The following is a 24615-nucleotide window of genomic DNA, read 5'->3' as shown; positions in this document are numbered from 1 at the left end:
AAACTCTCCAAGCGGATGGAATTTATAATAATTTCGCGAGTGTATGCGAGCGCGATCGGCAGCTGAAGGTACTTAAATCACTATAGATATTCTTTTTATGTATATAGATGGGGTTTTGATTATTAGAGCGAGGATTGCGCGGCCGATCGCACTCTCTCGGCACCTCACAGCAATTGCCCATTGTCTTTGCGGCGCGATTCGCAGCGATGAAAGTCGAGGTTTGAGTCTGTTTCATCGGGTGATTAACGTGAGCTCGGTCACCCAAAGGACGGGCAAATGGAAAACCATCCATCAGAAAATGGCTTCTCACTCCGACATGAGAGAGCGATAGAGCAAACATTGGCAGATATGAACAGCGTGCTGCTTGAGTCGGATCTCTTTATGACTCGTCTGACGGTACAAGACCGGCGCTGGCAAAAAGGCAGAAAAAACGGCCATACGTTAAATTGGCGCTCTCTCTTTAAATATCATGCTCAAATGCCCATAAGTTTCGCTTTTGTCTACCGGCGAATAACCAGCCCGCTGAGCCGTGCAGGCTTTTGTCTGTGCCGTTATCTCCAGGCGGAGAACGTTATCGAACTTGTCGCGCTGGAGAATTTCTCCTTGCGCGAAACGCAACATCCACTGAAAGGCAATATGCTGCGCAACTGCTTGCAGGCTCTGTATCTGTATGGCCTGAACCTGCAAGAGCAGGGGCTGACGCCGGCGTCTCCGCCGGACATGCTGATCAGCCACGCCATTAATCACCGCGTGTTGGCGCTGTATACCCGTCAGGCAGCCTTTGAAGTGATACCCGGTACCATGACATGTAAAACCAGCTTCAACGCACTAAAAAAGTACATACAATCGCTGGAAAAATACGCTGCCAAATGTGATAAGGTGCGTACAAATAACGAGCAAAAAGGAAGCGAAAATGAAAAATAAGGATCTGACCGACCCGACGCTCTCCATTCAAGAGCAAAAACGCATCGCCATAGAGATTTTACGTCAGTACCATCGCTGGGAGATGGCCAACCCTCGTCCACCCGAAGAACTACCGGAATGGGAAGCCATCGGCCCGTTCAGAAAAAGTAAACGTCATCTGATCGAACGTACCGACGACTGATCCCGCATTAGCTCAAAAACAATCCGAGCCGGCAGAGCAATGACGCGCTGTTAGATCTGGTAATCAATCACCGCGTCCAGCTGCGACGAGAAGACCTTGTCTTTTATTTCGGTCAGCGACAGCGTCGGGTTGCACAGTTGGATAAAGCGCCAGGCATAGTTGCGCTGTAGCTGGCTGCGTTTCAGGCCCAGCCATACCGTATTAGGCTCAAACAAATGCTCGGCGTTGAGACTGACCAACCCGCGATCGCGCTCTTTTTCATACGACATGTCCGCCAGCACGCCCACGCCTAACCCCAGCTCGACGTAGGTTTTAATCACGTCGGAGTCCTGCGCGCTGAGCGCGATGTCCGGCGTCAGGCCCGCCGCTTTGAACGCCGCATCCAGCTTCGCGCGCCCGGTAATGCCCTGGCGGTAAGTGATCAGCGGCAAGGTGCTGAGCATCTCCAGCGTCACCTGCGGCTGACGCGTCAACTCGTGCCCTTCCGGCACCAGAATGGTGTGATGCCAGCGGTAGTAAGGGAACGCCGCCAGCGATTCGTCACTCATCAGCCGTTCGCTGGCGATGCCGATATCGGCTTCTCCGGCGGCCAACATCGAGACGATCTCCTCAGGGCTGCCCTGATTGAGCACCACCCGCACCCGCGGATAAAGCGCGCGAAACTCTTTGATCACTCCCGGCAGACTGTAACGCGCCTGAGTGTGCGTCGTTGCGATATGCAGCTGCCCCGAGTCGTTGCTGCTGAAAACGTCCGCCAGGCGACGGATGTTGTTGGCGTCGTTGAGAATGCGCTCCGCCACCACCAGCAGCTCTTTGCCGGGTTCGGTCATGCCCAGCAGCCGTTTGCCGCGGCGAATGAATATTTCGATGCCCAGCTCTTCTTCCAGCTCGCGAATATGCCGACTGACGCCGGACTGCGAAGTAAATAACGTATTGGCGACCTCAGTCAGGTTGTAGTTGCAGCGCGCCGATTCACGAATAATTTTTAATTGTTGAAAGTTCATCCCCGTCTCCCTGTTTCTTCCAGTAGCGTTAGCCATATTGATACGGAGTCCGACGGGTCTGAACAAATAAGAAATAACCTTTACTTATGCAATTTAATACTAAGTCGATCATTCCGCTTCGCAGGTGAGGTGGGTAACTGACAAAAAACGGCTAATGACTTTAAAAATAACGAGATAGATAACCACAATAAAAACATGCCTTCAATCGCTGTGGAAATTAAAGTTATTAAATATAGGCATTAGATATAAAAAAGGGCTCAGCATGCTGAGCCCCTCACCGTTCGCATTCCCGCAGCAGCCTCAGGCGGTGGCCTCACTGCCGATGCCGCCGGTGCGGTTCTGCTGCAGCCATTGCTGTACGCAGCGCACCAGATCGCCGATGCAATCATCCTGCATGCCGTGATGTTTCAACTCGTTATCCAGCGCAAACAGATATTGCGCGTTGGTGCCCAGCGGGCCGCTGGCGCTGGCGATCAATGGCGCGATCACCTGGTAGCTGGTGTCTTCTTCAAACAGCGGATGCTGCGGGTTCATCACGAACACCAACGCAGTAACCTTCTCACCGCCATCCAACTGCAGCTCGCACCAGGTGGGCACGTAACAATCGGTCACCATTTCGCGCTTCCAAAGCAGCTCCAACTCTTCACGCAGCTTGCTTTCCGGCAAACGAAACGCCAGCCCCGTGGTGTGGCCGCCGGCTTTCAACGCCAGCATGCGCCCCGGCTGATGCAGCGTGCCGCGCCCGGCGGTCAAGCGCATGCAGAACGCCCGGTGCCAGCCCTGCAGCGTGGCCGGCCGCACTTCTTCCGATTCGAAAACCGGGTTCCACATCAGCGAACCGTAACCGAATATCCATACGGGGCTGTGATCCGGCCGGCGCGATAAGGTGCAATCCAACGAGGCTGCACGCTGTTCAGGCGTCAGCAACAACGACTCCTCAATAGCGCCGAATGCAGTTTTGCAATCCGCTTTTTGCAGAAAATCTCGCGTTAACACTGATATTACCTCCCGGGAATACGATTTCTCGCCTTCCCTCGCCACTGCTGAACCTTTGATGTTTTATTTTCGGCTGCGGATTTTTATTAATTCAATCACCGCGCCTTATAAGAATGACCTTATTCTTTTCCTGACGTGCAATCAAGTTACAAAGCGGCGTTAAAGTGAAAAAGTATTTGTACTGAGCAGCAATAATATTAATTGCCGGGCTCCACATAATGTCTGCGCGATTTTACTGCGTGATAATTCGTTACTTTTTATGCCAGCGTTCGTCGTCGCCCTTGCGATAGCTTTGCTTGACCGCCGCCCAGGCCACCTTATGCGCCGTCTCTTCCCGGCTGTCATCACCGCGCCGCTCATCGGGATCCCGGTATTGTTGCCAGGCGCTGTTGAACGCTTCTTTATAGATCGCCTGTGCATGTTCCGGCAACACATGCTTAACGTTGTCCGGCAAGTCGTTCGTGCTGTGATAGGGCATACGGCCTCCCCTTTCAGGATGAGTGAACCTTAAGCCTAGCCCACATGCGGTTTCGTCTCAATTAGCAAACAATTCTCATTATCAAACGACATGTTATACTCACCGCCAAACGAACTATAAGGAGAATCCCGTGACTACCGAAGCCCCTCGCTCACGCGCCCCCTACCTGATCGCCGTCAGCCGCGTACAGGACATTACGCCGCACCTGCGCCGCATTACCTTTAGCGCTCCCGATCTGCGCTACTACCCGGCCAATGCCGCCGCTGCACACATCAAAGTCTTTTTGCCGCTCGCCGGCCAGACGCAGCCGGACCTGCCGACGCTGACTGAAAACGGCCCGCGTTGGGCTGCGGACGCCGTGCGCCCGATCGTGCGCACCTATTCCATCCGCGCCGTGCGCCCGGAACTGGCGGAAGTAGACATCGAGTTCGCCATTCATGACCATCAGGGCCCGGCGGTGGACTTTGCACGCCAGGCGAAGGCCGGCGATAAAATCGGCATCAGCAACCCGGGCGGCCCCAAGCCGATGCTGCCGGTCGCCGACTTCTACGGCCTGGCGGGCGATCCTTCCTCACTGCCTGCGCTGGCCGCACTGCTGGAAAACCTGCCGCCACACAGCGCCGGACGCGCTTTCATCCGCGTCGACAGCAACGCTGACGTCATTGACCTGAAGAAACCCGTCGACGTTGAGGTCAATTGGGTCGTCGGCGGCACGGAGAAGACCGACGAGTTGGTCGCTCGGTTCCGCGCGCAGTCCCTGCCGCAGGGCGAAACCCACTTCTGGCTCGCCGGTGAAGATCGCCTGGTGGTGGAGCTGCGCCGCTACCTGCGTCGCGAACGTCAATGCGATCGTAATCGTCTTTATGCCGTGCCTTACTGGCGTGAGGGGCTAAATGAAGAGGGTTACCACAATAAACGGCATGAAATCATGGATAACATTGACGACTGACGGTCTCATTTTCCTTGATTAACCACGTACTAAATAAGTAAACACGACTTTTCTCAAATCTAACGCTAAAAATTGGCGTTATTGCGTAAAAGTAAGTAAATAAAACCGCACCCCGTGCGGTTTTTTTGCTACCCTGATCACATAAGCAAGCAATTGCTTTCTCAGATAAAACAACATCACACCGGCGCCGCGGGTGTATCCTAATATAAAATACCTACTGGAAACGCAACGTTGCCGTATCACGGCGACCGGCGCTGACGGGCTACGCTGTTTGAGAAGGAGTGCCACCCTCATGAAGTCGCAACACGATCCTGGCCGATCCACCAAATCTCGCCACACCGAATACTCGCTGATCTTCCCTATCGCCGCGCTGGTGGTGTTAAATCTATGGGGCAGCACCGATAACTTTCCGCTGATCGTCGGCATCAATATTCTCGCGCTGGTGGGGATCCTCAGCAGCGCCTTCAGCGTGGTGCGCCACGCCGACGTGCTGGCTCACCGATTGGGCGAACCCTACGGCTCGCTGATCCTCAGTTTGTCCGTCGTGATCCTCGAAGTCAGCCTGATTTCCGCACTGATGGCCACCGGCGACGCCGCGCCGGCGCTGATGCGCGACACGCTGTACTCCATCATCATGATCGTTTCCGCCGGCCTGGTCGGCTTTGCGCTGCTGCTCGGCGGGCGCAAGTTCGCCACCCAGTACGTCAACCTGGGCGGCATCAAACAGTATCTGATGGCGATTTTCCCGCTGGCGGTGATCGTGCTGGTGTTCCCGAGCGCGCTGCCAGGCGGCAACTTCAGCACCGGGCAAGCGCTGCTGGTGGCGTTGATCTCCGCCGCCATGTATGGCGTGTTCCTGGTGATCCAGACCAAAACCCACCAGAGCCTGTTCGTGTACGAGCATGAAGACGACGATGGCGACCCGCACCACGGCAAGCCCTCTTCGCACAGCAGCGCCTGGCACGCCGCCTGGCTCATCGTGCACCTGATCGCGGTTATCGCCGTCACCAAGTTCAACGCCAATCCGCTGGAAGGCCTGCTGACCAAGATGAATGCACCGGCGCAGTTCACCGGTTTCCTGGTGGCGCTGTTGATCCTGTCGCCGGAAGGGTTGGGCGCGCTGCGCGCCGTGTTGAACAATCAGGTGCAACGCGCCATGAACCTGTTCTTCGGTTCGGTGCTGGCGACCATCTCCCTGACGGTGCCGGCGGTGACCATCATCGCTACCCTGACCGGGCAGACGCTGATCTTCGGCCTGCAAACGCCGCATATCGTGGTGATGTTGACGGTGTTGCTGCTGTGCCAGCTGTCGTTCTCGACCGGCCGCACCAACGTGCTGAACGGCACCGCCCACCTGGCGCTGTTCGCCGCCTACATGATGACTATCTTCGCCTGATCAAAAAGGGGCGCACTCTGTGCGCCCCTGCCTTCGTTATACCGAGAAGAATATCGCCGCGGCGATCCCCCCGAACAAAATCCACTTGATGATGTAATAACCGGTGCGGTTCCAGGCCTTCAGGCGTTTCCCCACCCGGCGTATCGCATAGATGTATTTGAACATCTTGTTGACGCCGCCGGTGCGATCGCCCTCTTCATTCGGCGCGGTGGCGGCGCTCATCAGGTTGCGCCCCAGCCAGTGATTCACCGCCTGTGCCCAGCGGTAGCGCATCGGCCGTTCGATGTCGCAGAACAGGATCAGACGATTCTGCCCGCTCTGGTTTTCCGCGTAGTGCAGATAGGTTTCATCGAACATCACCCCTTCACCGTCGCGCCAGCTGTAGCGCTCACCGTCCACCTCAATGAAGCAGCGGTCATCGTTGGGGGTAATCAACCCCAGGTGATAACGCAGCGAACCGGCGTAAGGGTCGCGGTGACGCGGCAAACGGCTGCCGTCCGGCAGTTCGGCGAACATCGCCGCCTTGACCGAAGGCAGGCTGCGCAGCAGTTCCGTGGTCTGCGGGCACAGGGTCATGGCGGAAGGATGGCTGTCTTCATACCATTTCAGATAAAAGCGTTTCCAACCGGTCTTGAAGAACGAGTTGAAACCGGCATCGTTGAATTGATCGGACGCTTTGATCTGCTGGATCTCCATCAGCTTCTGTCCTTCGTCGCGGATGGTTTCCCAGTTCTCCCGCAGTACCGCCAGCTCAGGGAACTGCTCCGGCTTCAGGTACGGCGTAGTCGGCACGCGAGAAAACAGATACATGAAGACGTTCAGCGGTGCGGTAAAGGTGGAATGGTCAGACAGCTGCCGCCACACGTTGTAGCGCACCCGCCCGCGGTAATGCACATAGACGACGCATAAAATAAGCAAAATCAGAATGATATATTTCATGTTTGAATCGCAGCAAGGAACCCACACTCAATGCGCCACGCGGCGCACACCCCAGAAAATGTCCTTTTGGCGGCGCACGCAAACTGCGCGCCAATCTGGAACCCATTAATCATTAACGCTAACTCAACGAAAATCTATACAGAAAACCACAATAATTTACACAAAGGTTAAACGAGAGGGGAAATGGGGGGCGATAAAAAAGGCCGCCGAAGCGGCCTTTCCATTAGCGGATAGGTTAACTGTAAGCGTTGAGCGTGCGCTGGCACAAAGCGGAGCGTACGCAGTCCTGTTTTTCAAAGCGGATGACGCCGATCATCTCGTCCTCTTCGAAGCGCTCCAGGGCATCGCTGAGGCCGGATTTTACGCCGCGCGGCAGGTCGCACTGGGTCACGTCGCCATTAACGATAACCGTCACGTTTTCTCCCAGGCGGGTCAGGAACATTTTCATCTGGCTGGCGGTCACGTTCTGGGCTTCATCCAGGATAACGACCGCATTTTCGAAGGTGCGTCCGCGCATATAAGCGAACGGCGCAATCTCTACCTTGCCGATTTCCGGCCGCAGGCAGTACTGCATAAAGGAAGAGCCCAAACGGCGCACCAGAATGTCATACACCGGGCGGAAATAAGGGGCGAACTTCTCGGAGATATCCCCCGGCAAGAAACCGAGGTCTTCATCCGCCTGCAAAACAGGACGGGTAACGATAATCCGATCCACCTCTTTATGGATCAGCGCCTCCGCCGCCTTGGCGGCGCTGATAAATGTTTTGCCGCAGCCGGCTTCGCCGGTGGCGAAGATCAGCTGCTTATTCTCTATGGCTGATAAGTAATGACCCTGAGCTTCGGTTCTAGCCTCGATGGGTGAGCTATCGCGCTTGTCTCGCGCCATGCCGATAGACTCGACTCCCCCCATTTGCACCAGCGAGGTCACAGACTCTTCTTCCAGCTGGCGATGACTACGAGCGTCACGACGAATAACGCGTTTCGCTTCACGACGTGCTTTGATCACTGCTTTCTGTCTACCCATAGTGGCACCTTACAGTTTGTTTCACCTACCGCAACGGCCAGGCCGCGCGATTATGTTTCACACACGTATTAGGTTTTGGCCTCCTCCGAGCCAATAAGAGCCAAGGGACAATGTGAATTGACGGCAACGTTTAAGCGCCGTTGCTTCACGGGACAACGCGGACTGCATCAATAAACGTGGAGTAAAAAGTGGTGAGATTCGGTAGCGATAAGAGTGCGGAGTTGCCGGTAAAAGAGAGTCGGAGAGAGAACCCTCGTTACAACGAGAAATCAGGGGAGATGTGTTATTTTTTCTTTCCAGCCCAACCAAGGACTTTACCATTAGCGATCCCCGCAGTGATATTTACAGCTTCAAGCTGTGCACCGTGTGAAAACTACCGCCAGATGATTACAGTATAATGACATTCAATCCTGTCGCGTTACTAAAATGTAAAAAAATTTTATATGTTTTGTTTTTAGTTATCGCTAAAACACTATATCACGTGCGACACGTCATTCCATAAAAAATTTTAACATATAAATTTCAATGAGTTACAATTAAAAACCGCGAATGACACTTTGGTTTCCTGATTAAATTTTGCACAACCCAAAATCGCGGGCGGTACGCACTTTTTAATCCATAGGCCAGGTGTCGAATTGACTTTTGACGCTCAATCTTCCGTACGGCAGGCAAAACAAAGTAAAACGAGGCAGGCGAACCTGCCTCGTCATTTCGGGTTCAGGCCTTGAGCAAGCCGCTGGCCAAATAATCGCCGCGTTCTTTCACGCCCGGCAGCACGAAGAAATACCCGCCGCCAATCGGCTTGATGTATTCCTCCAGCGCTTCGCCGTTCAGTCTTTTTTGTACCGTCAGGAAGCCTTTCTCCAGATCGGCCTGATAGCAGACGAACAGCAGCCCCATTTCCAGCTGGCCGGCATTGGAGACGCCAAGCGAATAGCTGTAGCCGCGTCGCAGCATCAGATTGCTTTGGCTTTCCGGCGTGCGTGGGTTAGCCAAGCGAATGTGCGCGTCCATCGGGATCACCTTGCCGTCGGGATCGTTCGCGTAATTCGGCTCGTCATGTTCATGCTTCATGCCCAGCGGCGCCCCGCTGTGCTTCTCGCGGCCGAAAATGGTTTCCTGCTCCTGCAGCGGCGTGCGATCCCAAAACTCGACGCGGAAACGAATAATGCGCGCGGCCTGATAGCTGCCGCCCGCCGTCCACGCCGGCTCGCCGACGTTGTCACCGACCCATACCACCTTATCCATCAGCGGCTTGTCGTCGGTTTTCGGGTTAGCGGTGCCGTCTTTGAAGCCCAACAGGTTAATCGGCGTCTCTTTGCCTTTGCTGCGCGCCGCATGCGCGGAGATAAACCCTTCCCGTTTCCAGCGCACGCTGAGCAGATCCGGCGAATGCTTGATGACGTCGCGCAGTGCGTGAATCACCGTTTCATTGGTGTTGGCGCAGATCTGCAGCAGCAGATCACCATGGCACAGCCCGGCGTCCAACGCATCGTTGGGGAAGCGTGTCATCTTCTGCAACCGCAGCGGCTTGTGCGCCTGCAGGCCAAAGCGCTCGTCGAACAGCGAGGCACCGACCGAGACGGTGACGGTCAGATTGTCCGGGTAAATCTCCGGCCCCATGATGCCGGAATCGAGCGGCGGTAGCTTGGCATCCACCTCCGGCGCCTTGCCGCCATGGGTCAGGAAAGCGATGCGATCGGTCAGCAGCCTAAACAGACGCTCCAGATCCGCTTTGCTGGTCGCCAGCACGTCGAACGCCACCAGCATCATCGCCGCCTGTTGCGGGGTCAGCACCCCAGCCTGATGGCGGCCATAAAACGGCTGTTTCTGCCAGCGCTCATCCTGCGGCATCGCCAACGGCTCCGCCGCGTTACCCGCCGCCTGCGCCAGGCGGCTGCCGCCCAGTGCCAGCGCGCCCAGCCCCAACCCTTGCAGCAAACGGCGCCGCGAAGGCGATGCCGCCCCCTGCGATTGCGGATGCGGCCCGTTATTCGGGCCTGCCTTGTTGCTCATAACCGTATGCCTCAGTCCAGACCCAATACGCCACGCAGTTGGGAAAGATCTTCCGCCAGCGTGGTGATCGGCCCTTTCAACGCATTGCGATCGGCATCGGTCAGCTTCTCATAGGACTCATAACCCTCTTTGGTTTGGTACTTCGCCAAAATGGTGTCCACGGTTTTGAAGTTGGCGTCAATTTTGTCCAACAGCGGTTTATTGGCCTTAACCAGCAGCGGGCGCAGCAGATTGACTATCTTTTGCGCGCCGTCGACGTTGGCCTGGAAGTCCCACAAATCGGTGCGGCTGTAACGGTCTTCTTCACCGCTGATCTTGCTGGCCGCCACCTCTTCGATCAGCCCAGCTGCGCCACCCACCACCTTGCTCGGCGGGAAGGTCAGTTCACTCACGCGCTTTTGCAGCTCTACGGTATCGTGGTACAGGCGATCGGCGTAGGCACCCATGTCTTTGGTGGAATTGTCGGCAAACAGCGCCTTCTCCAGACGGTGGAAGCCGGTGAAGTTCGGATCCGCCGATTTCTTCTCGTAGTCGTCTTCGCGGGCGTCGATGCTGCCGTCCAGATCGGAGAACAGCTCGGCGATCGGCTCGATGCGCTCATAGTGCTGGCGGGTCGGCGCATACAGCTTGCGCGCTTGTTCCACGTTGCCGGCCTTCACCGCGTCGGTGAACAGCTTGGTCTGTTTCACCAACCCATCGACCTCTTTGGTGACGTAGACCTTGTATTCGGCGATCGGGCCGACCAGGTCCAGCGCGTTCGGCTTGCCGTCGGTGGCGCCGCCGGCCGCTGCGGTGACAGTCAGTTTGCCTTTCGGATTGCTCAGCAGCCCGCAGGTCATGTCATATTCGCCCGCTTCCAGCGTGGCGGTCATTTTCTGGGTAAAGCCCGGCGCGATGTTCTCGCGCTCTTCCACCACCATCACCCCTTTCAGGATTTCCCATTCGACGTTTTTCTGGCTGGTGTTGTGCACCACAAACTGCGTTTTGCCGGCCGGCACCGTCAGCTGCATCGGTTCGCACTGCTTGTCGTTGACCGTGACCTTGACCTGCGGCACCTCCGCCGCCAAGGCGTCGATGCTCAGCGCAAACGCCGGGATAGCCAGTAATGCTGCGTGCAACGCCTTGCGGCGAAATAACGGAGTAGACATACGAGATTCCCTATTAAACATTAATGATTGATTTTACGTTGCGCCGGGGCCGCTGCCGGCGCCGCGCGCTGCGGCAGAAAGAAGAAAATCAGCGCCGGGATCAAATACAGGAAGTAGACCGCCACTTCGCTGACCGTCGGCGCTTCCTGATAACCGAGAATGCCTTCCAGCAGGGTGCCGAACAGCGAATGGGTCGACAGGGTGCTGCTGAAATCGAAGGCGATGTCCTGAAAGTGGTTCCACAGACCGGCTTCGTGGAAGGCGCGGATCGCCCCGGCGGCCAGCCCGGCGGCGACGAACAGAATGAACAGGCTGGTCCATTTGAAGAATTTGGCCAGATGCAGCTTCACCCCGCCCCAGTAAATCATCATGCCCAGCACAATGGCGGCGACCAGGCCAAGCACCGCGCCGATCGGCGCTGCGGCGCCCACGTCTTGCTGAAACGCCGCCAGCAGGAAGAACACCGACTCCAGCCCTTCGCGCGCCACGGCGAAGAACACCATCGCCACCAGCGCCCAACCCTGTCCTTTACCGGCGCTGAGCGCCTGATCGATCGCCCCTTCCAGATGCACCTTGACCGACCTGGAGACTTTGCGCATCCAGAACACCATATAGGTGAGGATCAGCACCGCCACCCCCGCCACGATGCCTTCGAACAGCTCCTGCTGTTTCTGCGGGAACTCGCCGGTGGTCTCATTGATGAAGATGCCGAGCGCCAGACACAGCGCCGCCGCGACAATCACGCCGATCCACACCGCGCCCAACCATTGGCTGCGCTGCGTGCGCTTTAGGTAGCTGGCGATCAGGCTGACGATCAGCGCGGCCTCCAGCCCCTCACGGAACATGATAAGAAAGGGAACGAACATGAATAATCACCCCTGAAAAGACCGCGGCGACAGAGAAAACCGGCTCACAATGAGCCGCCGCGAGTATGTAAAGAAACGTAAAATACAACGAGAGTGATTATCATTCTGCCAAGAAGAAATACAAGAGGCGCAAGCGTGATTTTTTCTAATCAAATGTCGCCAGGTGTTACAGCTGAATGACAGTGACGAACAGGCAAAAAGAAGGGGCGCTCTGCGCGCCCCTTGCTGACTGACATTGAACGGCGTTATACCGTTTTGTACTCGGCTTCCGCCTGATCGAAACGTTCGGTCATGGTGGCGGAAGGCTGACGACCCATCAGGCTCACCACCACGATGGCCAGACAGCCCAGGATGAAGCCCGGGATGATTTCGTACAGGCCCAGCCATGCGTACTGTTTCCAGACGATAACCGTCACCGCGCCGACCAACATGCCGGCCAGCGCGCCGTTGCGGGTCATGCGCGACCACATCACCGAGATCAGCACTACCGGGCCGAAGGCGGCGCCGAAACCGGCCCAGGCGTAGCTCACCAGGCCCAGCACGCGGTTCTCCGGGTTGGCCGCCAGCGCGATGGCGACCAACGCCACCACCAGCACCATGACGCGGCCGACCCACACCAGTTCACGCTGGCTGGCGCCTTTGCGCAGGAACGCTTTATACAGATCTTCGGTGATTGCGCTGGAACAGACCAGCAGCTGGCAGCTCAGGGTACTCATAACCGCCGCCAAAATCGCCGACAGCAGCACGCCCGCCACCCATGGGTTGAACAGCAGCATCGCCAGCTCGATGAATACGCGCTCGCCGTTCTGCGACACGTTGCCGGCCTGATCCGGGTTATTGGCAAAGTAAGCGATACCGAAGAAACCGACGGCGATGGTGCCGGCCAGGCACAGGATCATCCAGGTCATGCTGATGCGGCGCGCGCTGCGGATGGTGCGGTGAGAATCCGCCGCCATGAAACGCGCCAGGATGTGCGGCTGGCCGAAGTAGCCCAGGCCCCAACCCAGCAGCGACAGGATGGCGACGAAGTTCAGCCCCTTCAGCATGTCGAGATTGGCCGGGTTCTGCGCCTGGATCACCAGCATCGAGGTATCGATGCCGCCGACGGCGAAGATCACGATCACCGGGGTCAGGATCAGCGCGAAAATCATCAGGCTGGCCTGCACGGTGTCGGTCCAGCTCACCGCCAGGAAACCGCCGATGAAGGTATACAGGATGGTCGCCGCGGCGCCGGCCCACAGGGCAGTTTCGTAGCTCATGCCGAAGGTGCTTTCGAACAGACGCGCGCCGGCCACGATGCCGGAGGCGCAGTAAATGGTGAAGAACACCAGGATGACGATGGCCGAGATCACCCGCAGCAGCTTGCTGTTGTCTTCAAAACGGCTGGTGAAATAATCCGGCAGCGTCAGGGCATTGTTGTTGGCTTCGGTATGCACGCGCAGCCTTCCTGCTACCAGCTTCCAGTTCAGGTAAGCGCCGACGGTCAGGCCGATGGCGATCCAGCTTTCGGAGATGCCGGAGAGGAAGATGGCGCCCGGCAGGCCCATCAGCAGCCAGCCGCTCATGTCGGAAGCGCCGGCGGACAGCGCGGTCACCACGCTGCCCAGACTGCGGCCGCCGAGAATATAGTCATCAAAGTTATTGGTTGCCCGGTAGGCAAGCAGGCCGATCAGCACCATCCCGAAAATGTATACCAGGAAGGTCACCAGCATAGGTGTGCTCATTGTCATTTAATTCTCCACTTTCATTATTATTCGCGTTTCGCTCCGGCCAAGCCGGCGCCGGTAAACCCACGCGCAATGCATTTCACTGGCCGCCGCGCCGGAACGTGGCGCAGCCTGCGAGCAAGTGCAGGTAAAATAGTTTCTGCCCGTAATTGTTGACCGTCGGTTATCCTAGATGAGCCTTTCATCAACCAACAAGATATTTAACAACAAAGTTACACAAAGTTTACCCTGCGTCACATTTACCGGGCTCAAAGGTTGCACTCACGACAAGCAAAATGAGTTGCACCCTGCCATTACCCTTATATACCGCAAGGTAAAGCGTCTGCGGCATCATTAACCCCGCCGCGTTCGCTCAATAACGCAACATTCGTGCCAACTGCCCGTGTTAAAAAATCGATGAAACTCACACTTCGCTCATCCGCCTGATTTAACAAGGTTGCACAAAGTTGCAACATGCAGGATATTGTCTGCATTCTTAACACCACACATCTCACGAACCTATCCCAACAGGCTTTCCGGCCTGCTGTTTGTCTAGCCTGATGGGATAGGTTCTAAACACAGGAGTTGGACAGGCATGGGCACTACCACAATGGGCGTGAAACTCGACGAGGCAACACGCGACCGGATCAAGAGCGCCGCGCAGCGCATCGATCGCACGCCGCACTGGCTCATCAAGCAGGCCATCTTTAATTACCTCGAGCGTCTCGAGAGCGGTACCGATATTCCTGAAATTCCAGCGCTGGCCGCAGCGAGCCAGCCTGAAGCGGACGACATTATGCCGCAAGCGCAGGAAGAGTCACACCAGCCATTCCTCGATTTCGCCGAACAAATTCTGCCGCAGTCGGTGACCCGCGCCGCCATCACCGCCGCGTATCGCCGCCCGGAGACCGAAGCGGTGCCGATGTTGCTCGAACAGGCGCGATTACCCGCCGATCTTGCACAGGCTACTCACAAAATGGCCTATGGCATTGCCGAGAAGTTGCGTAACCAAAAAAGTGCAAACGGCCGCGCCGGCATGGTGCAAGGCCTGCTGCAAGAGTTCTCCCTCTCCTCGCAGGAAGGCGTGGCGCTGATGTGCCTGGCGGAAGCGCTGCTGCGCATTCCGGACAAACCGACCCGCGATGCCCTGATCCGCGACAAGATCAGCAACGGCAACTGGCACTCGCACCTGGGGCGCAGCCCGTCGCTGTTCGTCAACGCCGCCACCTGGGGCCTGCTGTTCACCGGCAAGCTGGTGTCGACCCATAACGAAGCCAATCTGTCCCGCTCGCTGAACCGCATTATCAGCAAGAGCGGCGAGCCGCTGATCCGCAAAGGCGTGGACATGGCGATGCGCCTGATGGGCGAACAGTTCGTGACCGGCGAAACCATCGCCGAGGCGCTGGCCAACGCGCGCAAGCTGGAAGAAAAAGGCTTCCGCTACTCCTACGACATGCTGGGGGAAGCCGCCCTGACCGAAGCCGACGCCCAGGCCTACCTGGTTTCCTATCAGCAGGCGATCCACGCCATCGGCAAAGCCTCCAACGGCCGCGGCATCTATGAAGGCCCCGGCATCTCCATCAAGCTATCCGCCCTGCACCCGCGCTACAGCCGCGCGCAGTACGAACGCGTGATGGAAGAGCTTTACCCGCGCCTGCTGTCGCTGACCCTGCAGGCACGCCAGTACGATATCGGCATCAATATCGACGCCGAAGAGGCCGACCGTCTGGAGATCTCGCTCGATCTGCTCGAGAAGCTGTGCTTCGAACCGCAGTTGGCCGGCTGGAACGGTATCGGCTTCGTGATTCAGGCCTACCAGAAACGTTGTCCGTTCGCCATCGACGCAGTGATCGACATGGCGCAACGCAGCCGCCGTCGCCTGATGATACGTCTGGTGAAAGGCGCCTACTGGGACAGCGAAATCAAACGCGCCCAGATGGACGGCCTGGAAGGCTACCCGGTATACACCCGCAAGGTGTACACCGACGTTTCCTATCTGGCCTGCGCCCGCAAGCTGCTGTCGGTGCCGAACCTGATCTATCCGCAGTTCGCGACCCACAACGCCCATACGCTGAGCGCCATTTATCACCTGGCCGGCAACAACTACTACCCTGGTCAGTATGAGTTCCAGTGCCTGCACGGCATGGGTGAACCGCTGTACGAACAGGTGGTGGGCAAAGTGGCCGACGGCAAACTGAACCGCCCTTGCCGCATCTACGCGCCGGTCGGCACCCATGAAACGCTGCTGGCTTACCTGGTGCGCCGCCTGTTGGAAAACGGCGCCAATACCTCGTTCGTCAACCGCATCGCCGACGCCACCCTGCCACTCGACGAGCTGGTGGCCGATCCGGTCAGCGCCGTGGAAGCGCTGGCGGCCAGCGAAGGTCAAATTGGCCTGCCGCATCCGCGCATCCCGCTGCCGCGCGAGCTGTACGGCGAGAAGCGCACCAACTCCAGCGGTCTGGATCTGTCCAACGAACAGCGTCTGGCTTCGCTGTCCAGCGCCCTGCTCACCAGCGCCAGCCATCCATGGCGCGCGGAACCGATCATCGACGCCGAGTTGGATCAGGGCGTCGAACAGCCGGTGATTAACCCGGCCGAGCCGGGCGATGTGGTCGGCTACGTGCGTGAAGCCACCGAAGGCGAAGTCAGCCGCGCGCTCGACGCCGCCGCGGCCGCCGGCCCAATCTGGTTCGCGACACCGCCGACGGAGCGCGCCGCGATCCTCGAACGCGCCGCCGAGCTAATGGAAAGCCAGCTGCAAAGCCTGCTGGGCATTCTGGTGCGCGAAGCGGGTAAAACCTTCAACAACGCCATCGCCGAAGTGCGTGAAGCGGTCGATTTCCTGCACTACTACGCCGGCCAGGTGCGCGACGATTTCGCCAACGACAGCCACCGCCCGCTGGGCCCGGTGGTCTGCATCAGCCCGTGGAACTTCCCGCTGGCGATCTTCACCGGCCAAATCGCCGCCGCGCTGGCGGCGGGCAACAGCGTGCTGGCCAAACCGGCTGAGCAAACGCCGCTGGTGGCCGCGCAGGCGGTGCGTATCCTGCTGGAAGCCGGCATTCCACAAGGCGTGCTGCAGCTGCTGCCGGGCCAGGGTGAAACCGTCGGCTCAACGCTGGTTAACGACGCCCGCGTCCGCGGCGTGATGTTTACCGGCTCCACCGACGTCGCCGGCATTCTGCAGCGCAGCATCGCCGGCCGTCTGGATCCGCAAGGCCGTCCGACGCCACTGATCGCCGAAACCGGCGGCCTGAACGCCATGATCGTCGACTCCTCCGCCCTGACCGAACAGGTGGTGACCGACGTGGTGGCCTCCGCCTTCGACAGCGCCGGGCAGCGTTGCTCCGCGCTGCGTATCCTGTGCATTCAGGAAGACGTGGCCGAGCACACGCTGCAAATGCTCCGCGGCGCGATGGCCGAATGCCGCATGGGCAACCCGGAACGCCTGTCCACCGACGTGGGCCCGGTGATCGACGCCGAAGCTAAAACCGGCATCGAACGCCACATCCAGGCGATGCGCGCCAAAGGCCGCAAGGTGTACCAGGCCGCCAAAGGCAGCGCGCAGGATGAAAAAGAGTGGGCGCGCGGCACCTTCATCAAGCCGACGCTGATCGAGCTCGACAGCTTCGACGAGCTGCAGAAAGAGATCTTCGGCCCGGTGCTGCACGTGGTGCGCTTCCAGCGCAACAATCTGGACGCGCTGGTCGATCAGATCAACGCCGCCGGTTATGGCCTGACGCTGGGCATTCACACCCGTATCGATGAAACCATCGCCCGGGTGACCGAACGCGCCAAGGTCGGCAACCTGTACGTCAACCGCAACATGGTCGGCGCAGTGGTCGGCGTACAGCCGTTCGGCGGCGAAGGCCTGTCGGGCACCGGCCCGAAAGCCGGCGGCCCGCTGTACCTGTACCGTCTGCTGGCCAACCGTCCGGACGACGCGCTGCAACGTACGCTGCACCGTCAGGACGAAGAGCGCCCGATGGAAGCCACCGCGCGGCCGCAGCTGCTGGGCGCGCTGCAATCGCTGGAGAAGTGGGCGGTCACCAGCCAACAAGGCGAACTGGCGGCATTGGCGCAACGCTATGCGGAACTGGGCCAGGGCGGCACCGTACGTCCGCTGCCGGGCCCGACCGGCGAGCGCAATACCTATGCCCTGCTGCCGCGTGAACGCGTGCTGTGCCTGGCGGATAACGAAACCGACGCGCTGATCCAACTGGCCGCCGTGCTGGCGGTTGGCAGCTGCGCGCTGTGGCCGGAAGCGGAACTGCAACGTAATCTGTTCCGCCGCTTGCCGAACGATGTGCAGGCGCGCATCGCCTTCAGCAAAGACTGGCAGCAGGACAAGGTCGAGTTCGACGCCGCCATCTACCACGGCGATGCCGACCAGCTGCGCACCCTGTGCGAGCAGATCGCCCAGCGCGGCGGCGCCATCGTCTCGGTACAGGGCTTCGCCCACGGTGAAACCAACATCTTGTTGGAACGCCTGCTGATCGAACGTTCCCTGAGCGTCAACACCGCCGCCGCCGGCGGTAACGCCAGCCTGATGACCATCGGTTAACGCATCCTCAAGGCTGCACGCGTTGCAGCCTGATAGGCTTACCGCTACGCAAACCCTGCACGAGTGCAGGGTTTTTTATTGTCCGCAGCCCGCTCAACCGGTAGCGTCTTGTTATCCTTGCATAAGGATGTGTCGCCTCATGGACGATAACAACACAGACGGATTACTCTGCTTGAAGGCCGCATCAAAGCGCTACGAGACGCATTGACTCTCGGGTTCGGCACTATCCGGGATACGGCAGCCGCAGCGGATTTCTCGCCGCCGCAGCGCGAAACGAATGGTTGAAAGCGGAGTGAATGCGGTCGGGGGAAACGCCCCCGCCGCCTTATTGATTCCGGAACTTGTCGAGGAATTGCTGGGTACGCTGATGCTGCGGATTGGCGAACAGCGCTTTGGCCGGGCCCTGTTCGACGATGCGGCCGTGATCCATAAAGATAACTCGATCGGCCACGTCGCGAGCGAAGCTCATCTCATGGGTGACGATCACCATGGTGCGTTTCTCTTCCGCCAGTGAGCGCATGGTATTGAGCACTTCCCCCACCAGCTCGGGATCGAGCGCCGACGTAGGCTCGTCGAACAAAATCACCTCCGGCTGCATCGCCAGCGCGCGCGCGATAGCCACCCGCTGCTGCTGCCCGCCGGACAGCCGACGCGGATAAGCCGCCTCTTTGCCGCTCAGGCCCACTTTGGCCAGCAACGCGCGAGCGCGCTGTTCGGCGCTGGCTTTCGCCTCGCCTTTAACGATAACCGGCCCTTCAATGATGTTTTCCAGCACCGAACGGTGTGGGAACAGGTTGAAATTCTGGAACACGAAGCCGACCTGCTGACGCAGCGCGCGCACCTGATTCTTCTGTTTGCTCAGCGGCTTGCTGCCGTCGATCAGGATATCGCCGACGCGGATGGTGCCGGAATCCGGCTCCTCCAGCAGGTTGATGCAGCGCAACAAGGTGGTTTTCCCCGAACCGCTCGGCCCGATGATCGCCACCACTTCGCCGGCGTCCACCGCCAGATCGATTCCATGCAGCACCGTCTGACCCTTGAACTGCTTGGTCAATTGTTTAACTTCAATGGCACTCATGCGCTACTCCTGATCCTGGCGATTAACGTGGGCTTCCAGACGGTTTTGCAGTGCGGAAAGCAGGGTCGCCATCACCCAGTAAATCAGCGATGCCGCCAGGTACATGGTGAACACTTCCAGCGTGCGCGAGGTGATCAGCTGCGCCTGGCGGAACAATTCCGGCACCTGAATGGTGGCGGCCAGCGAAGTGTCTTTCACCAGGCCGATAAAACTGTTGCCCAGCGGCGGCAAGGCGGTGCGCGCCGCCTGCGGCAAGATCACCCGGCGCAGGGTTTGCCAACGGGTCATGCCGATGCTGGCGGCGGCTTCCCACTGACCTTTATCGATCGACGAAATCGCCGCGCGCAGCGTTTCTGAGGTGTAAGCGGCGGTATTGAGCGACAGGCCAATCAGCGCCGCCGGGAAAGGATCGAATTCAACGCCGAACTGCGGCAGACCGTAATAGATCATAAACAGCTGGGCGATCAGCGGCGTGCCGCGGAACAGCGATACGTAAATGCGCGACAGCCACGACAGCGGCCAAAGCGGCGAAAGACGCATCAGCGCCAGCAGAAAACCCAGCAACAGGCCGAACGCCATACCGCCCAGGCTGAGCTGGAGCGTCAATATTGCGCCCTTCAATAAAAATGGCGCTGAATCCAGCGCCAGTTGAATACTTTCGTGCATTATTTAGTTACGTCCGCGCCAAACCATTTCTCGGAGATCTTCGCCAGCGTGCCGTCTTTTTGCATCTCGGCGATCGCCTGGTCAATCGCGGCCAGCAGCTCTGGGTTATTCTTGCGCAGCGCCACGCCGGACTCCTGGCGGGAGAATGCCGGGCCGGCCACCGCCAGCGTATCGCCGGTTTTCTTCACCAGATCCAGCGCCGCCAGGCGGTCCACCAGAATGGCGTTGATACGGCCGACGCGCAGATCCTGATACTTGGTCGGATCATCGTCGTAAGTGCGCACGTCTACACCCTGCACGTTCGCACGCAGCCATTGCTCATAGTTGGTGCCCAGGCCAACGCCGACCTTCTTGCCCTTCAGGTCTTCCGGCTTGGTGATCGTGCCTTCGTTGCCCTTTTTCACCAGCGCCTGAATGCCGGAAACGGTATAAGGGGTGGAGAAGTCATATTTCTTCTTGCGCTCATCGGAGATTGTCACCTGGTTGATCACCACGTCGATGCGTTTTGACTCCAGCGACGCCAGCATGCCGTCCCACTTGGTCGGGTTCAGCTTGGCTTTCACGCCCAGATGTTGCGCCAACGCGTTGGCGAAATCCACTTCGAAACCGGTCAATTTGCCGTCTTCACCCTGGAAGCTGAACGGCGGATAGGTGCCTTCCAGCCCAACGATCAGCGTGCCGCGCTGTTTCACCTGCTGCAGCAGGTTATCGGCGGCGTAGGTTTGCGTCGTCACACCGGCGGCCAACGCAATACCCACCACGCCCAACAACCATTGACGACGAACTTTCGCAAACATCATAAACACCCCTGTATGTTATTTATCTTTTTTGATATCAGCACTTTAACAGTGCGACCGCCCGCATAAAGGAATATAACTTTATAAATATAGTTCAAAATGGAATAACAAGCGGCATTTACACCTGCGGATGGTAGGCGAACAGCGCCGGCGCACCGCCGGTGTGAACGAACAGGATGGGCCCTTCGTCGCGGAAACGCCGCTGGGCGATGCCGTCGATCAAACCGGCCATCGCTTTGCCGGTATATACCGGATCCAGCAATACCCCCTCTTGCTGCGCCAGCAGCTGCACCGCCGCCATGCCTTCTTCATTCGGCATGCCGTACTGCGGTGCGAAGTAATCGTCCCACAGCGCGATCGGCGCCAGTTCGTCGATATTCAGCGAACAGGCCAGGGCTTTCTGGATTTGTTCCACCTTCGGCAACTGATCGATCACGGTGCGTGAGACCGTCACGCCGATCAACTCGGTGTCGGGCAGCAGCTGTTGCAGCCCCACCGCCAGCCCGGCGTGGGTGCCTGCGCTGCCGGATGCCACCACCACCGAACTGAACGCCACGTTGCTACGTTGGCTCTGTTCGGCGATTTCCAATGCGCACTGTACGTATCCCAGCGCGCCCAGCGCATTGGAGCCGCCCACCGGCACCACGTAAGGCCGGAAGCCCTGCGCCTCAAGGCGCGTCGCCAGCTCCGCCAGCTGCTGCTGCGGATCGTGCAGCGCTTCGCACATCACCACTTCGGCGTTGAACAAGCCGAGCAACAGGCGGTTGCCGTTGGTCAGGTAGTTTTCCGCGCGGGTATCGATAGGGTTTTCCAGCAGCGCGACACAGTGCAGGCCCAGTTTCGCCGCCACCGCCGCCGTCTGGCGCACGTGGTTGGATTGAATGGCGCCGGCGGTAACCAGCGTATCGGCGCCTTGCCTCAGCGCATCGGCAGCCAGAAACTCAAGCTTTCTCAGCTTGTTGCCGCCCATGGCCATAGGGGTGACATCGTCACGTTTAAGGTAGATTTCACGGCCGAGATAATCGGAGAGACGGGACAGTTTTTCCAGCGGCGTGGCGACGCCAACCAGATCCAGACGCGGAAATTGCGCCAGTTGTTGTTGCAGGTTCACTACTTCCCCCCAGGGAATCGAGTATCAACATCTGATAACCGATAGATTTAGCAGATGTGAACTGAATAATCATCCTTTATCACGGGGGGATCCGCAGACCCCGGCCCAGCGGCCGGGGAAAATCTCAGTAGCTGCGCTGCCAGGCGAGATACTGATCGTATTTGCGCAGCGCAATGCGGTAGTTGTTGTGCGCCGCGGTAGGCAGATCGTCGATAATGCGCTGATGGCTGGCGCAGTTGGCGAACTTGTCCGCCGGGTAATTACGCGCCACCAGCATTTCGTCCAGCCGGCGCAGCCGCACCACATACTCGCGAATGGTGCTGTGGCTCATCTCGGTCTGTTCGAACAGATACTGCTTGAACGCCATGATGTCGAAATAGCTCGGGTGGCTGTTGCAGGAAATCTCGCTGCAAAAGCGGCACAGCGCGGTCAGCTCATGCTGCACGTTTTGCCAGACCGCATCGTCGATCGGCTGATCCATGCGCGCGATGGCTTCTTTATTAATTATCTTGCCGCGAAACACCAGCGCCATGCGGTCCAACAATTTACCGCACTGGGAGCAATGGGTCTGGCTGTGCTTGTAATCTTTCAGGTAACGGCTAAGCGGCCGTTTCTTCAACAGTATTCCTGGCATAAGGGGCAGTCCGATTGTCGCATGAGTCTTCGAGTTGAGGGGCGGCGAGCCGCCGTCAGGTATCGTTCGCCAGCCGCGCGCGCAGCCGTTTGATCGCCTGACTGTGCAGTTGACTGACGCGGGATTCCCCGACGTCCAGCACGGCGCCGATCTCCTTGAGGTTCAACTCTTCCTGGTAATACAGCGTCAGCACCATTTTTTCGCGCTCCGGCAACGCCTCGATGGCGTCGATCACTCGCTGGCGCAGGCTGCCTTCCAACAGGTGATGCAGCGGGTTGGCCTCTTCATGCCCTTCCAGCATCGGTTCCGCGTTCTCGCCATGCTCCTCGCGCCATTCGTCGTAGGAGAAAAGCTGGCTGTTATTGGTGTCCAACAGAATTTGACGGTACTCATCCAGCGAGATATTCAGCGTCTGCGCCACTTCCGTCTCGCTCGCCGGCCGGCCATAACGCTGTTCCAGTTGCCGCATCACCTGCGCGACCTCGCGTGCATGGCGCCGCACGCTGCGCGGCACCCAGTCACGGCTGCGCAGCTCGTCGAGCATAGCGCCGCGAATGCGCTGCACCGCATAGGTGGTAAAGGCGGTTCCCTGTAGGGCGTCATAACGCTCAACGGCGTTCAATAACCCGATTCCCCCAGCCTGCAGCAAATCGTCGAGCTCCACGCTGGCGGGCAACCTGACCTGCAGGCGCAGCGCCTCGTGGCGCACTAACGGGACGTAGCGCAGCCAGAGAGAATTTTTGTCCATCACGCCTTCGGCGGTATACAGATCGCTCACTATGTCTTAAACCTGCGGATAAGAGAGTCAGCGCTATTATGCTTAGGGGGCGAAATGCCAATCGGCTGAACAGTCGCACAAAACAGGCTTTATTTGCGCCATGTAATAACCGCGCGGTGCGCGAGCATAAAAAAACCCCGCCGAAGCGGGGTTTCTTTGCGACAGTTAATCGGGAGAGACGATTAACGCAGCAGGGACAGAACGTTCTGAGTAGACTGGTTAGCCTGTGCCAGAACAGAGGTGCCAGCCTGTTGCAGGATGTTGGCACGGCTCATGTTGGACACTTCGGTCGCGTAGTCAGCATCCTGAATACGGGACTGAGAAGCGGCCAGGTTGTTCACGGTGCTGTTCAGGTTGTTGATAACAGAATCGAAACGGTTCTGTACCGCACCCAGAGAAGAACGCAGGCCGTCAACCTGTGCCAGCGCTTTGTCCAGGGTATCCAGTGGGTTTTTGATGGTAACGTCAGCGCCTTCGGTCACTTTACCGTCATCGGCGATTTTTGCTTCTTTGTAGGTTTTAGCGCCGTCAGCAGCGGTAGTCTGCACGTAGTTTACTGCTTTACCGTCTTTATCTTTACCGGTAACCAGCTCTTTGCCTGCAGCCAGAGTGGATTTAGCTGGGTCATAAGTCACGTCCGCGCCGCTGTCAGCTTTAATTACGGTGCCGTTAGCGACTGCTGCGCCAACAGATGGACCTTTGTCGGTCACGTTGAAGGTGTCCAGACCCAGTTGCTTAGCGTCGATTTTTTTCAGGTCGATATCGATAGTTTCACCGTCGTTAGCGCCAACCTGGATGGTCAGTTTCTGATCGCTGCTCAGCACTTTCACGCCGTTGAAGTCAGTCTGCTCGGAGATACGGTTGATTTCAGACAGACGCTGAGTGATTTCGTCCTGGATGGATTTCAGGTCGCTGGTGGAGTTGGAACCGTTCTGCGCCTGTACGGTCAGACGACGGATGTTCTGCAGGTTGTCGTTAACTTCGTTCAGTGCGCCTTCAGTGGTCTGCGCCAGAGAGATACCGTCGTTGGCGTTACGAGAAGCCTGAGTCAGGCCTTTGATGTTAGCGGTGAAACGGTTGGAGATAGCCTGACCCGCAGCATCGTCTTTCGCGCTGTTGATACGCAGACCGGAAGACAGACGCTCAATCGCAGTGCCCAGAGAAGACTGAGATTTGTTCAGGTTGTTCTGCGCCATCAGAGACAGGCTGTTAGTGTTGATTACTTGTGCCATTGTTTGCTTTCCTTACGAGTCAGTTGCGTTCTTCGCAACACGGTTAAAAGGTTCGGGCTTGTTTGCCCACGGCGTCAACCACCGTCCCCTCAGGTATCGGCCCTCCCCTAACAACCTTTAGCAAT

At 58.2% G+C, this 24615-nt stretch carries 21 protein-coding genes and 1 pseudogene; 6 read left to right on the top strand and 16 right to left on the bottom strand.

Annotation, left to right across the window (positions count from 1 at the left end; all coding sequences use genetic code 11):
• Positions 1–276 precede the first annotated feature (276 nt).
• Both IMX17_RS03475 and IMX17_RS03470 read left to right on the top strand, forming a co-directional pair.
• On the top strand, positions 277–924 hold the full coding sequence (locus IMX17_RS03475; protein ID WP_182264275.1) for a hypothetical protein: 648 nt from the start codon (positions 277–279) through the stop codon (positions 922–924).
• Positions 914–1105 (top strand): hypothetical protein, encoded by a 192-nt coding sequence (locus IMX17_RS03470; RefSeq protein WP_033643456.1) that lies wholly within the window; start codon positions 914–916, stop codon positions 1103–1105. The genes IMX17_RS03475 and IMX17_RS03470 overlap by 11 nt, the downstream gene beginning before the upstream one ends.
• A 50-nt stretch (positions 1106–1155) precedes the next feature.
• Here IMX17_RS03470 and cbl read toward each other — a convergent pair whose 3' ends face one another.
• From cbl to chaB, 3 genes are all read right to left on the bottom strand, one after another.
• The gene (cbl, locus tag IMX17_RS03465; RefSeq protein WP_033634950.1) at positions 1156–2109 is read right to left on the bottom strand and encodes an HTH-type transcriptional regulator Cbl; all 954 of its coding nucleotides are present in this window, start codon (positions 2107–2109) and stop codon (positions 1156–1158) included.
• A 300-nt stretch (positions 2110–2409) separates the two neighbouring features.
• A complete protein-coding gene (locus IMX17_RS03460) occupies positions 2410–3105 on the bottom strand; it encodes a gamma-glutamylcyclotransferase (RefSeq protein WP_033643457.1) in 696 nt (231 codons plus the stop codon).
• Positions 3106–3355: 250 nt separating this feature from the next.
• A complete protein-coding gene (chaB, locus tag IMX17_RS03455; RefSeq protein WP_033643458.1) occupies positions 3356–3583 on the bottom strand; it encodes a putative cation transport regulator ChaB in 228 nt (75 codons plus the stop codon).
• A gap of 130 nt (positions 3584–3713) precedes the next feature.
• Between chaB and IMX17_RS03450 the strand changes: the two genes are divergently transcribed.
• Both IMX17_RS03450 and chaA read left to right on the top strand, forming a co-directional pair.
• Complete coding sequence (locus tag IMX17_RS03450) at positions 3714–4532, top strand: siderophore-interacting protein (RefSeq protein ID WP_193549330.1); 819 nt, start codon at positions 3714–3716, stop codon at positions 4530–4532.
• A gap of 292 nt (positions 4533–4824) precedes the next feature.
• Positions 4825–5928 carry a sodium-potassium/proton antiporter ChaA gene (gene chaA, locus IMX17_RS03445; protein WP_025303229.1) on the top strand — a complete coding sequence of 368 codons (1104 nt, stop codon included), beginning with the start codon at positions 4825–4827 and terminating at the stop codon, positions 5926–5928.
• A 36-nt stretch (positions 5929–5964) separates the two neighbouring features.
• Here the strand turns inward: chaA and lpxO are convergent, their stop codons facing one another.
• The 6 genes from lpxO to putP all read right to left on the bottom strand — a co-directional run bounded on the left by lpxO (position 5965) and on the right by putP (position 13651).
• The gene (lpxO, locus tag IMX17_RS03440) at positions 5965–6867 is read right to left on the bottom strand and encodes a lipid A hydroxylase LpxO (RefSeq protein WP_025303230.1); all 903 of its coding nucleotides are present in this window, start codon (positions 6865–6867) and stop codon (positions 5965–5967) included.
• 235 nt (positions 6868–7102) lie between these two features.
• Positions 7103–7891 (bottom strand): phosphate starvation-inducible protein PhoH, encoded by a 789-nt coding sequence (gene phoH, locus IMX17_RS03435; protein WP_015378226.1) that lies wholly within the window; start codon positions 7889–7891, stop codon positions 7103–7105.
• A 717-nt stretch (positions 7892–8608) separates the two neighbouring features.
• On the bottom strand, positions 8609–9907 hold the full coding sequence (gene efeB / locus IMX17_RS03430) for an iron uptake transporter deferrochelatase/peroxidase subunit (RefSeq protein ID WP_182264273.1): 1299 nt from the start codon (positions 9905–9907) through the stop codon (positions 8609–8611).
• Between the two features lie 11 nt (positions 9908–9918).
• Positions 9919–11055 (bottom strand): iron uptake system protein EfeO, encoded by a 1137-nt coding sequence (gene efeO / locus IMX17_RS03425; RefSeq protein WP_182264272.1) that lies wholly within the window; start codon positions 11053–11055, stop codon positions 9919–9921.
• A gap of 20 nt (positions 11056–11075) precedes the next feature.
• Complete coding sequence (gene efeU / locus IMX17_RS03420) at positions 11076–11921, bottom strand: iron uptake transporter permease EfeU (protein ID WP_094142794.1); 846 nt, start codon at positions 11919–11921, stop codon at positions 11076–11078.
• A 245-nt stretch (positions 11922–12166) separates the two neighbouring features.
• Complete coding sequence (gene putP / locus IMX17_RS03415) at positions 12167–13651, bottom strand: sodium/proline symporter PutP (RefSeq protein WP_193549329.1); 1485 nt, start codon at positions 13649–13651, stop codon at positions 12167–12169.
• Between the two features lie 571 nt (positions 13652–14222).
• Between putP and putA the strand changes: the two genes are divergently transcribed.
• Positions 14223–18194, top strand: a complete 3972-nt coding sequence (gene putA / locus IMX17_RS03410; protein ID WP_147880015.1) for a trifunctional transcriptional regulator/proline dehydrogenase/L-glutamate gamma-semialdehyde dehydrogenase — start codon at positions 14223–14225, stop codon at positions 18192–18194.
• 197 nt (positions 18195–18391) lie between these two features.
• A pseudogene (locus IMX17_RS25425) lies at positions 18392–18490 on the top strand (type II toxin-antitoxin system HicB family antitoxin); the annotation flags it as partial.
• Positions 18491–18519: 29 nt separating this feature from the next.
• Here IMX17_RS25425 and tcyN read toward each other — a convergent pair.
• The 7 genes from tcyN to IMX17_RS03375 form a co-directional block, all read right to left on the bottom strand.
• The gene (gene tcyN / locus IMX17_RS03405) at positions 18520–19272 is read right to left on the bottom strand and encodes an L-cystine ABC transporter ATP-binding protein TcyN (protein WP_015378232.1); all 753 of its coding nucleotides are present in this window, start codon (positions 19270–19272) and stop codon (positions 18520–18522) included.
• 3 nt (positions 19273–19275) lie between these two features.
• Entirely contained in the window at positions 19276–19938 is a 663-nt protein-coding gene (gene tcyL, locus IMX17_RS03400) for a cystine ABC transporter permease (protein ID WP_033643498.1), read from the bottom strand.
• The gene (tcyJ, locus tag IMX17_RS03395) at positions 19938–20738 is read right to left on the bottom strand and encodes a cystine ABC transporter substrate-binding protein (RefSeq protein ID WP_033650878.1); all 801 of its coding nucleotides are present in this window, start codon (positions 20736–20738) and stop codon (positions 19938–19940) included. Before tcyJ ends, tcyL begins: the two co-directional genes overlap by 1 nt.
• A 115-nt stretch (positions 20739–20853) precedes the next feature.
• Positions 20854–21846 carry a D-cysteine desulfhydrase gene (locus tag IMX17_RS03390; RefSeq protein WP_094142797.1) on the bottom strand — a complete coding sequence of 331 codons (993 nt, stop codon included), beginning with the start codon at positions 21844–21846 and terminating at the stop codon, positions 20854–20856.
• A gap of 124 nt (positions 21847–21970) precedes the next feature.
• Positions 21971–22480, bottom strand: coding sequence for a flagella biosynthesis regulatory protein FliZ (gene fliZ / locus IMX17_RS03385; protein WP_033643501.1), 510 nt, complete (start codon positions 22478–22480; stop codon positions 21971–21973).
• Between the two features lie 55 nt (positions 22481–22535).
• Positions 22536–23258, bottom strand: coding sequence for an RNA polymerase sigma factor FliA (locus IMX17_RS03380; RefSeq protein ID WP_004934752.1), 723 nt, complete (start codon positions 23256–23258; stop codon positions 22536–22538).
• A gap of 182 nt (positions 23259–23440) precedes the next feature.
• A complete protein-coding gene (locus tag IMX17_RS03375) occupies positions 23441–24490 on the bottom strand; it encodes a flagellin FliC (RefSeq protein ID WP_046896607.1) in 1050 nt (349 codons plus the stop codon).
• Positions 24491–24615: the final 125 nt, after the last annotated feature.

Source organism: Serratia sp. X3, from assembly GCF_014982455.1.
Classification (GTDB): Bacteria; Pseudomonadota; Gammaproteobacteria; order Enterobacterales; family Enterobacteriaceae; genus Serratia; species Serratia ureilytica.
The sequence above is the reverse complement of the archived record's forward strand: the minus strand, read 5'-3'. Positions and strand labels throughout refer to the sequence as shown.

Excerpts from the sequence above, each read along its gene's own strand:
- IMX17_RS03475 (WP_182264275.1), top strand. The coding sequence starts at position 277 with ATGGAAAACCATCCATCAGAAAATGGCTTCTCACTCCGACATGAGAGA.
- IMX17_RS03470 (WP_033643456.1), top strand. The coding sequence starts at position 914 with ATGAAAAATAAGGATCTGACCGACCCGACGCTCTCCATTCAAGAGCAA.
- cbl (WP_033634950.1), bottom strand. The coding sequence starts at position 2,109 with ATGAACTTTCAACAATTAAAAATTATTCGTGAATCGGCGCGCTGCAAC.
- chaB (WP_033643458.1), bottom strand. The coding sequence starts at position 3,583 with ATGCCCTATCACAGCACGAACGACTTGCCGGACAACGTTAAGCATGTG.
- chaA (WP_025303229.1), top strand. The coding sequence starts at position 4,825 with ATGAAGTCGCAACACGATCCTGGCCGATCCACCAAATCTCGCCACACC.
- lpxO (WP_025303230.1), bottom strand. The coding sequence starts at position 6,867 with ATGAAATATATCATTCTGATTTTGCTTATTTTATGCGTCGTCTATGTG.
- phoH (WP_015378226.1), bottom strand. The coding sequence starts at position 7,891 with ATGGGTAGACAGAAAGCAGTGATCAAAGCACGTCGTGAAGCGAAACGC.
- efeB (WP_182264273.1), bottom strand. The coding sequence starts at position 9,907 with ATGAGCAACAAGGCAGGCCCGAATAACGGGCCGCATCCGCAATCGCAG.
- efeO (WP_182264272.1), bottom strand. The coding sequence starts at position 11,055 with ATGTCTACTCCGTTATTTCGCCGCAAGGCGTTGCACGCAGCATTACTG.
- efeU (WP_094142794.1), bottom strand. The coding sequence starts at position 11,921 with ATGTTCGTTCCCTTTCTTATCATGTTCCGTGAGGGGCTGGAGGCCGCG.
- putP (WP_193549329.1), bottom strand. The coding sequence starts at position 13,651 with ATGACAATGAGCACACCTATGCTGGTGACCTTCCTGGTATACATTTTC.
- putA (WP_147880015.1), top strand. The coding sequence starts at position 14,223 with ATGGGCACTACCACAATGGGCGTGAAACTCGACGAGGCAACACGCGAC.
- tcyN (WP_015378232.1), bottom strand. The coding sequence starts at position 19,272 with ATGAGTGCCATTGAAGTTAAACAATTGACCAAGCAGTTCAAGGGTCAG.
- tcyL (WP_033643498.1), bottom strand. The coding sequence starts at position 19,938 with ATGCACGAAAGTATTCAACTGGCGCTGGATTCAGCGCCATTTTTATTG.
- tcyJ (WP_033650878.1), bottom strand. The coding sequence starts at position 20,738 with ATGATGTTTGCGAAAGTTCGTCGTCAATGGTTGTTGGGCGTGGTGGGT.
- fliZ (WP_033643501.1), bottom strand. The coding sequence starts at position 22,480 with ATGCCAGGAATACTGTTGAAGAAACGGCCGCTTAGCCGTTACCTGAAA.
- IMX17_RS03375 (WP_046896607.1), bottom strand. The coding sequence starts at position 24,490 with ATGGCACAAGTAATCAACACTAACAGCCTGTCTCTGATGGCGCAGAAC.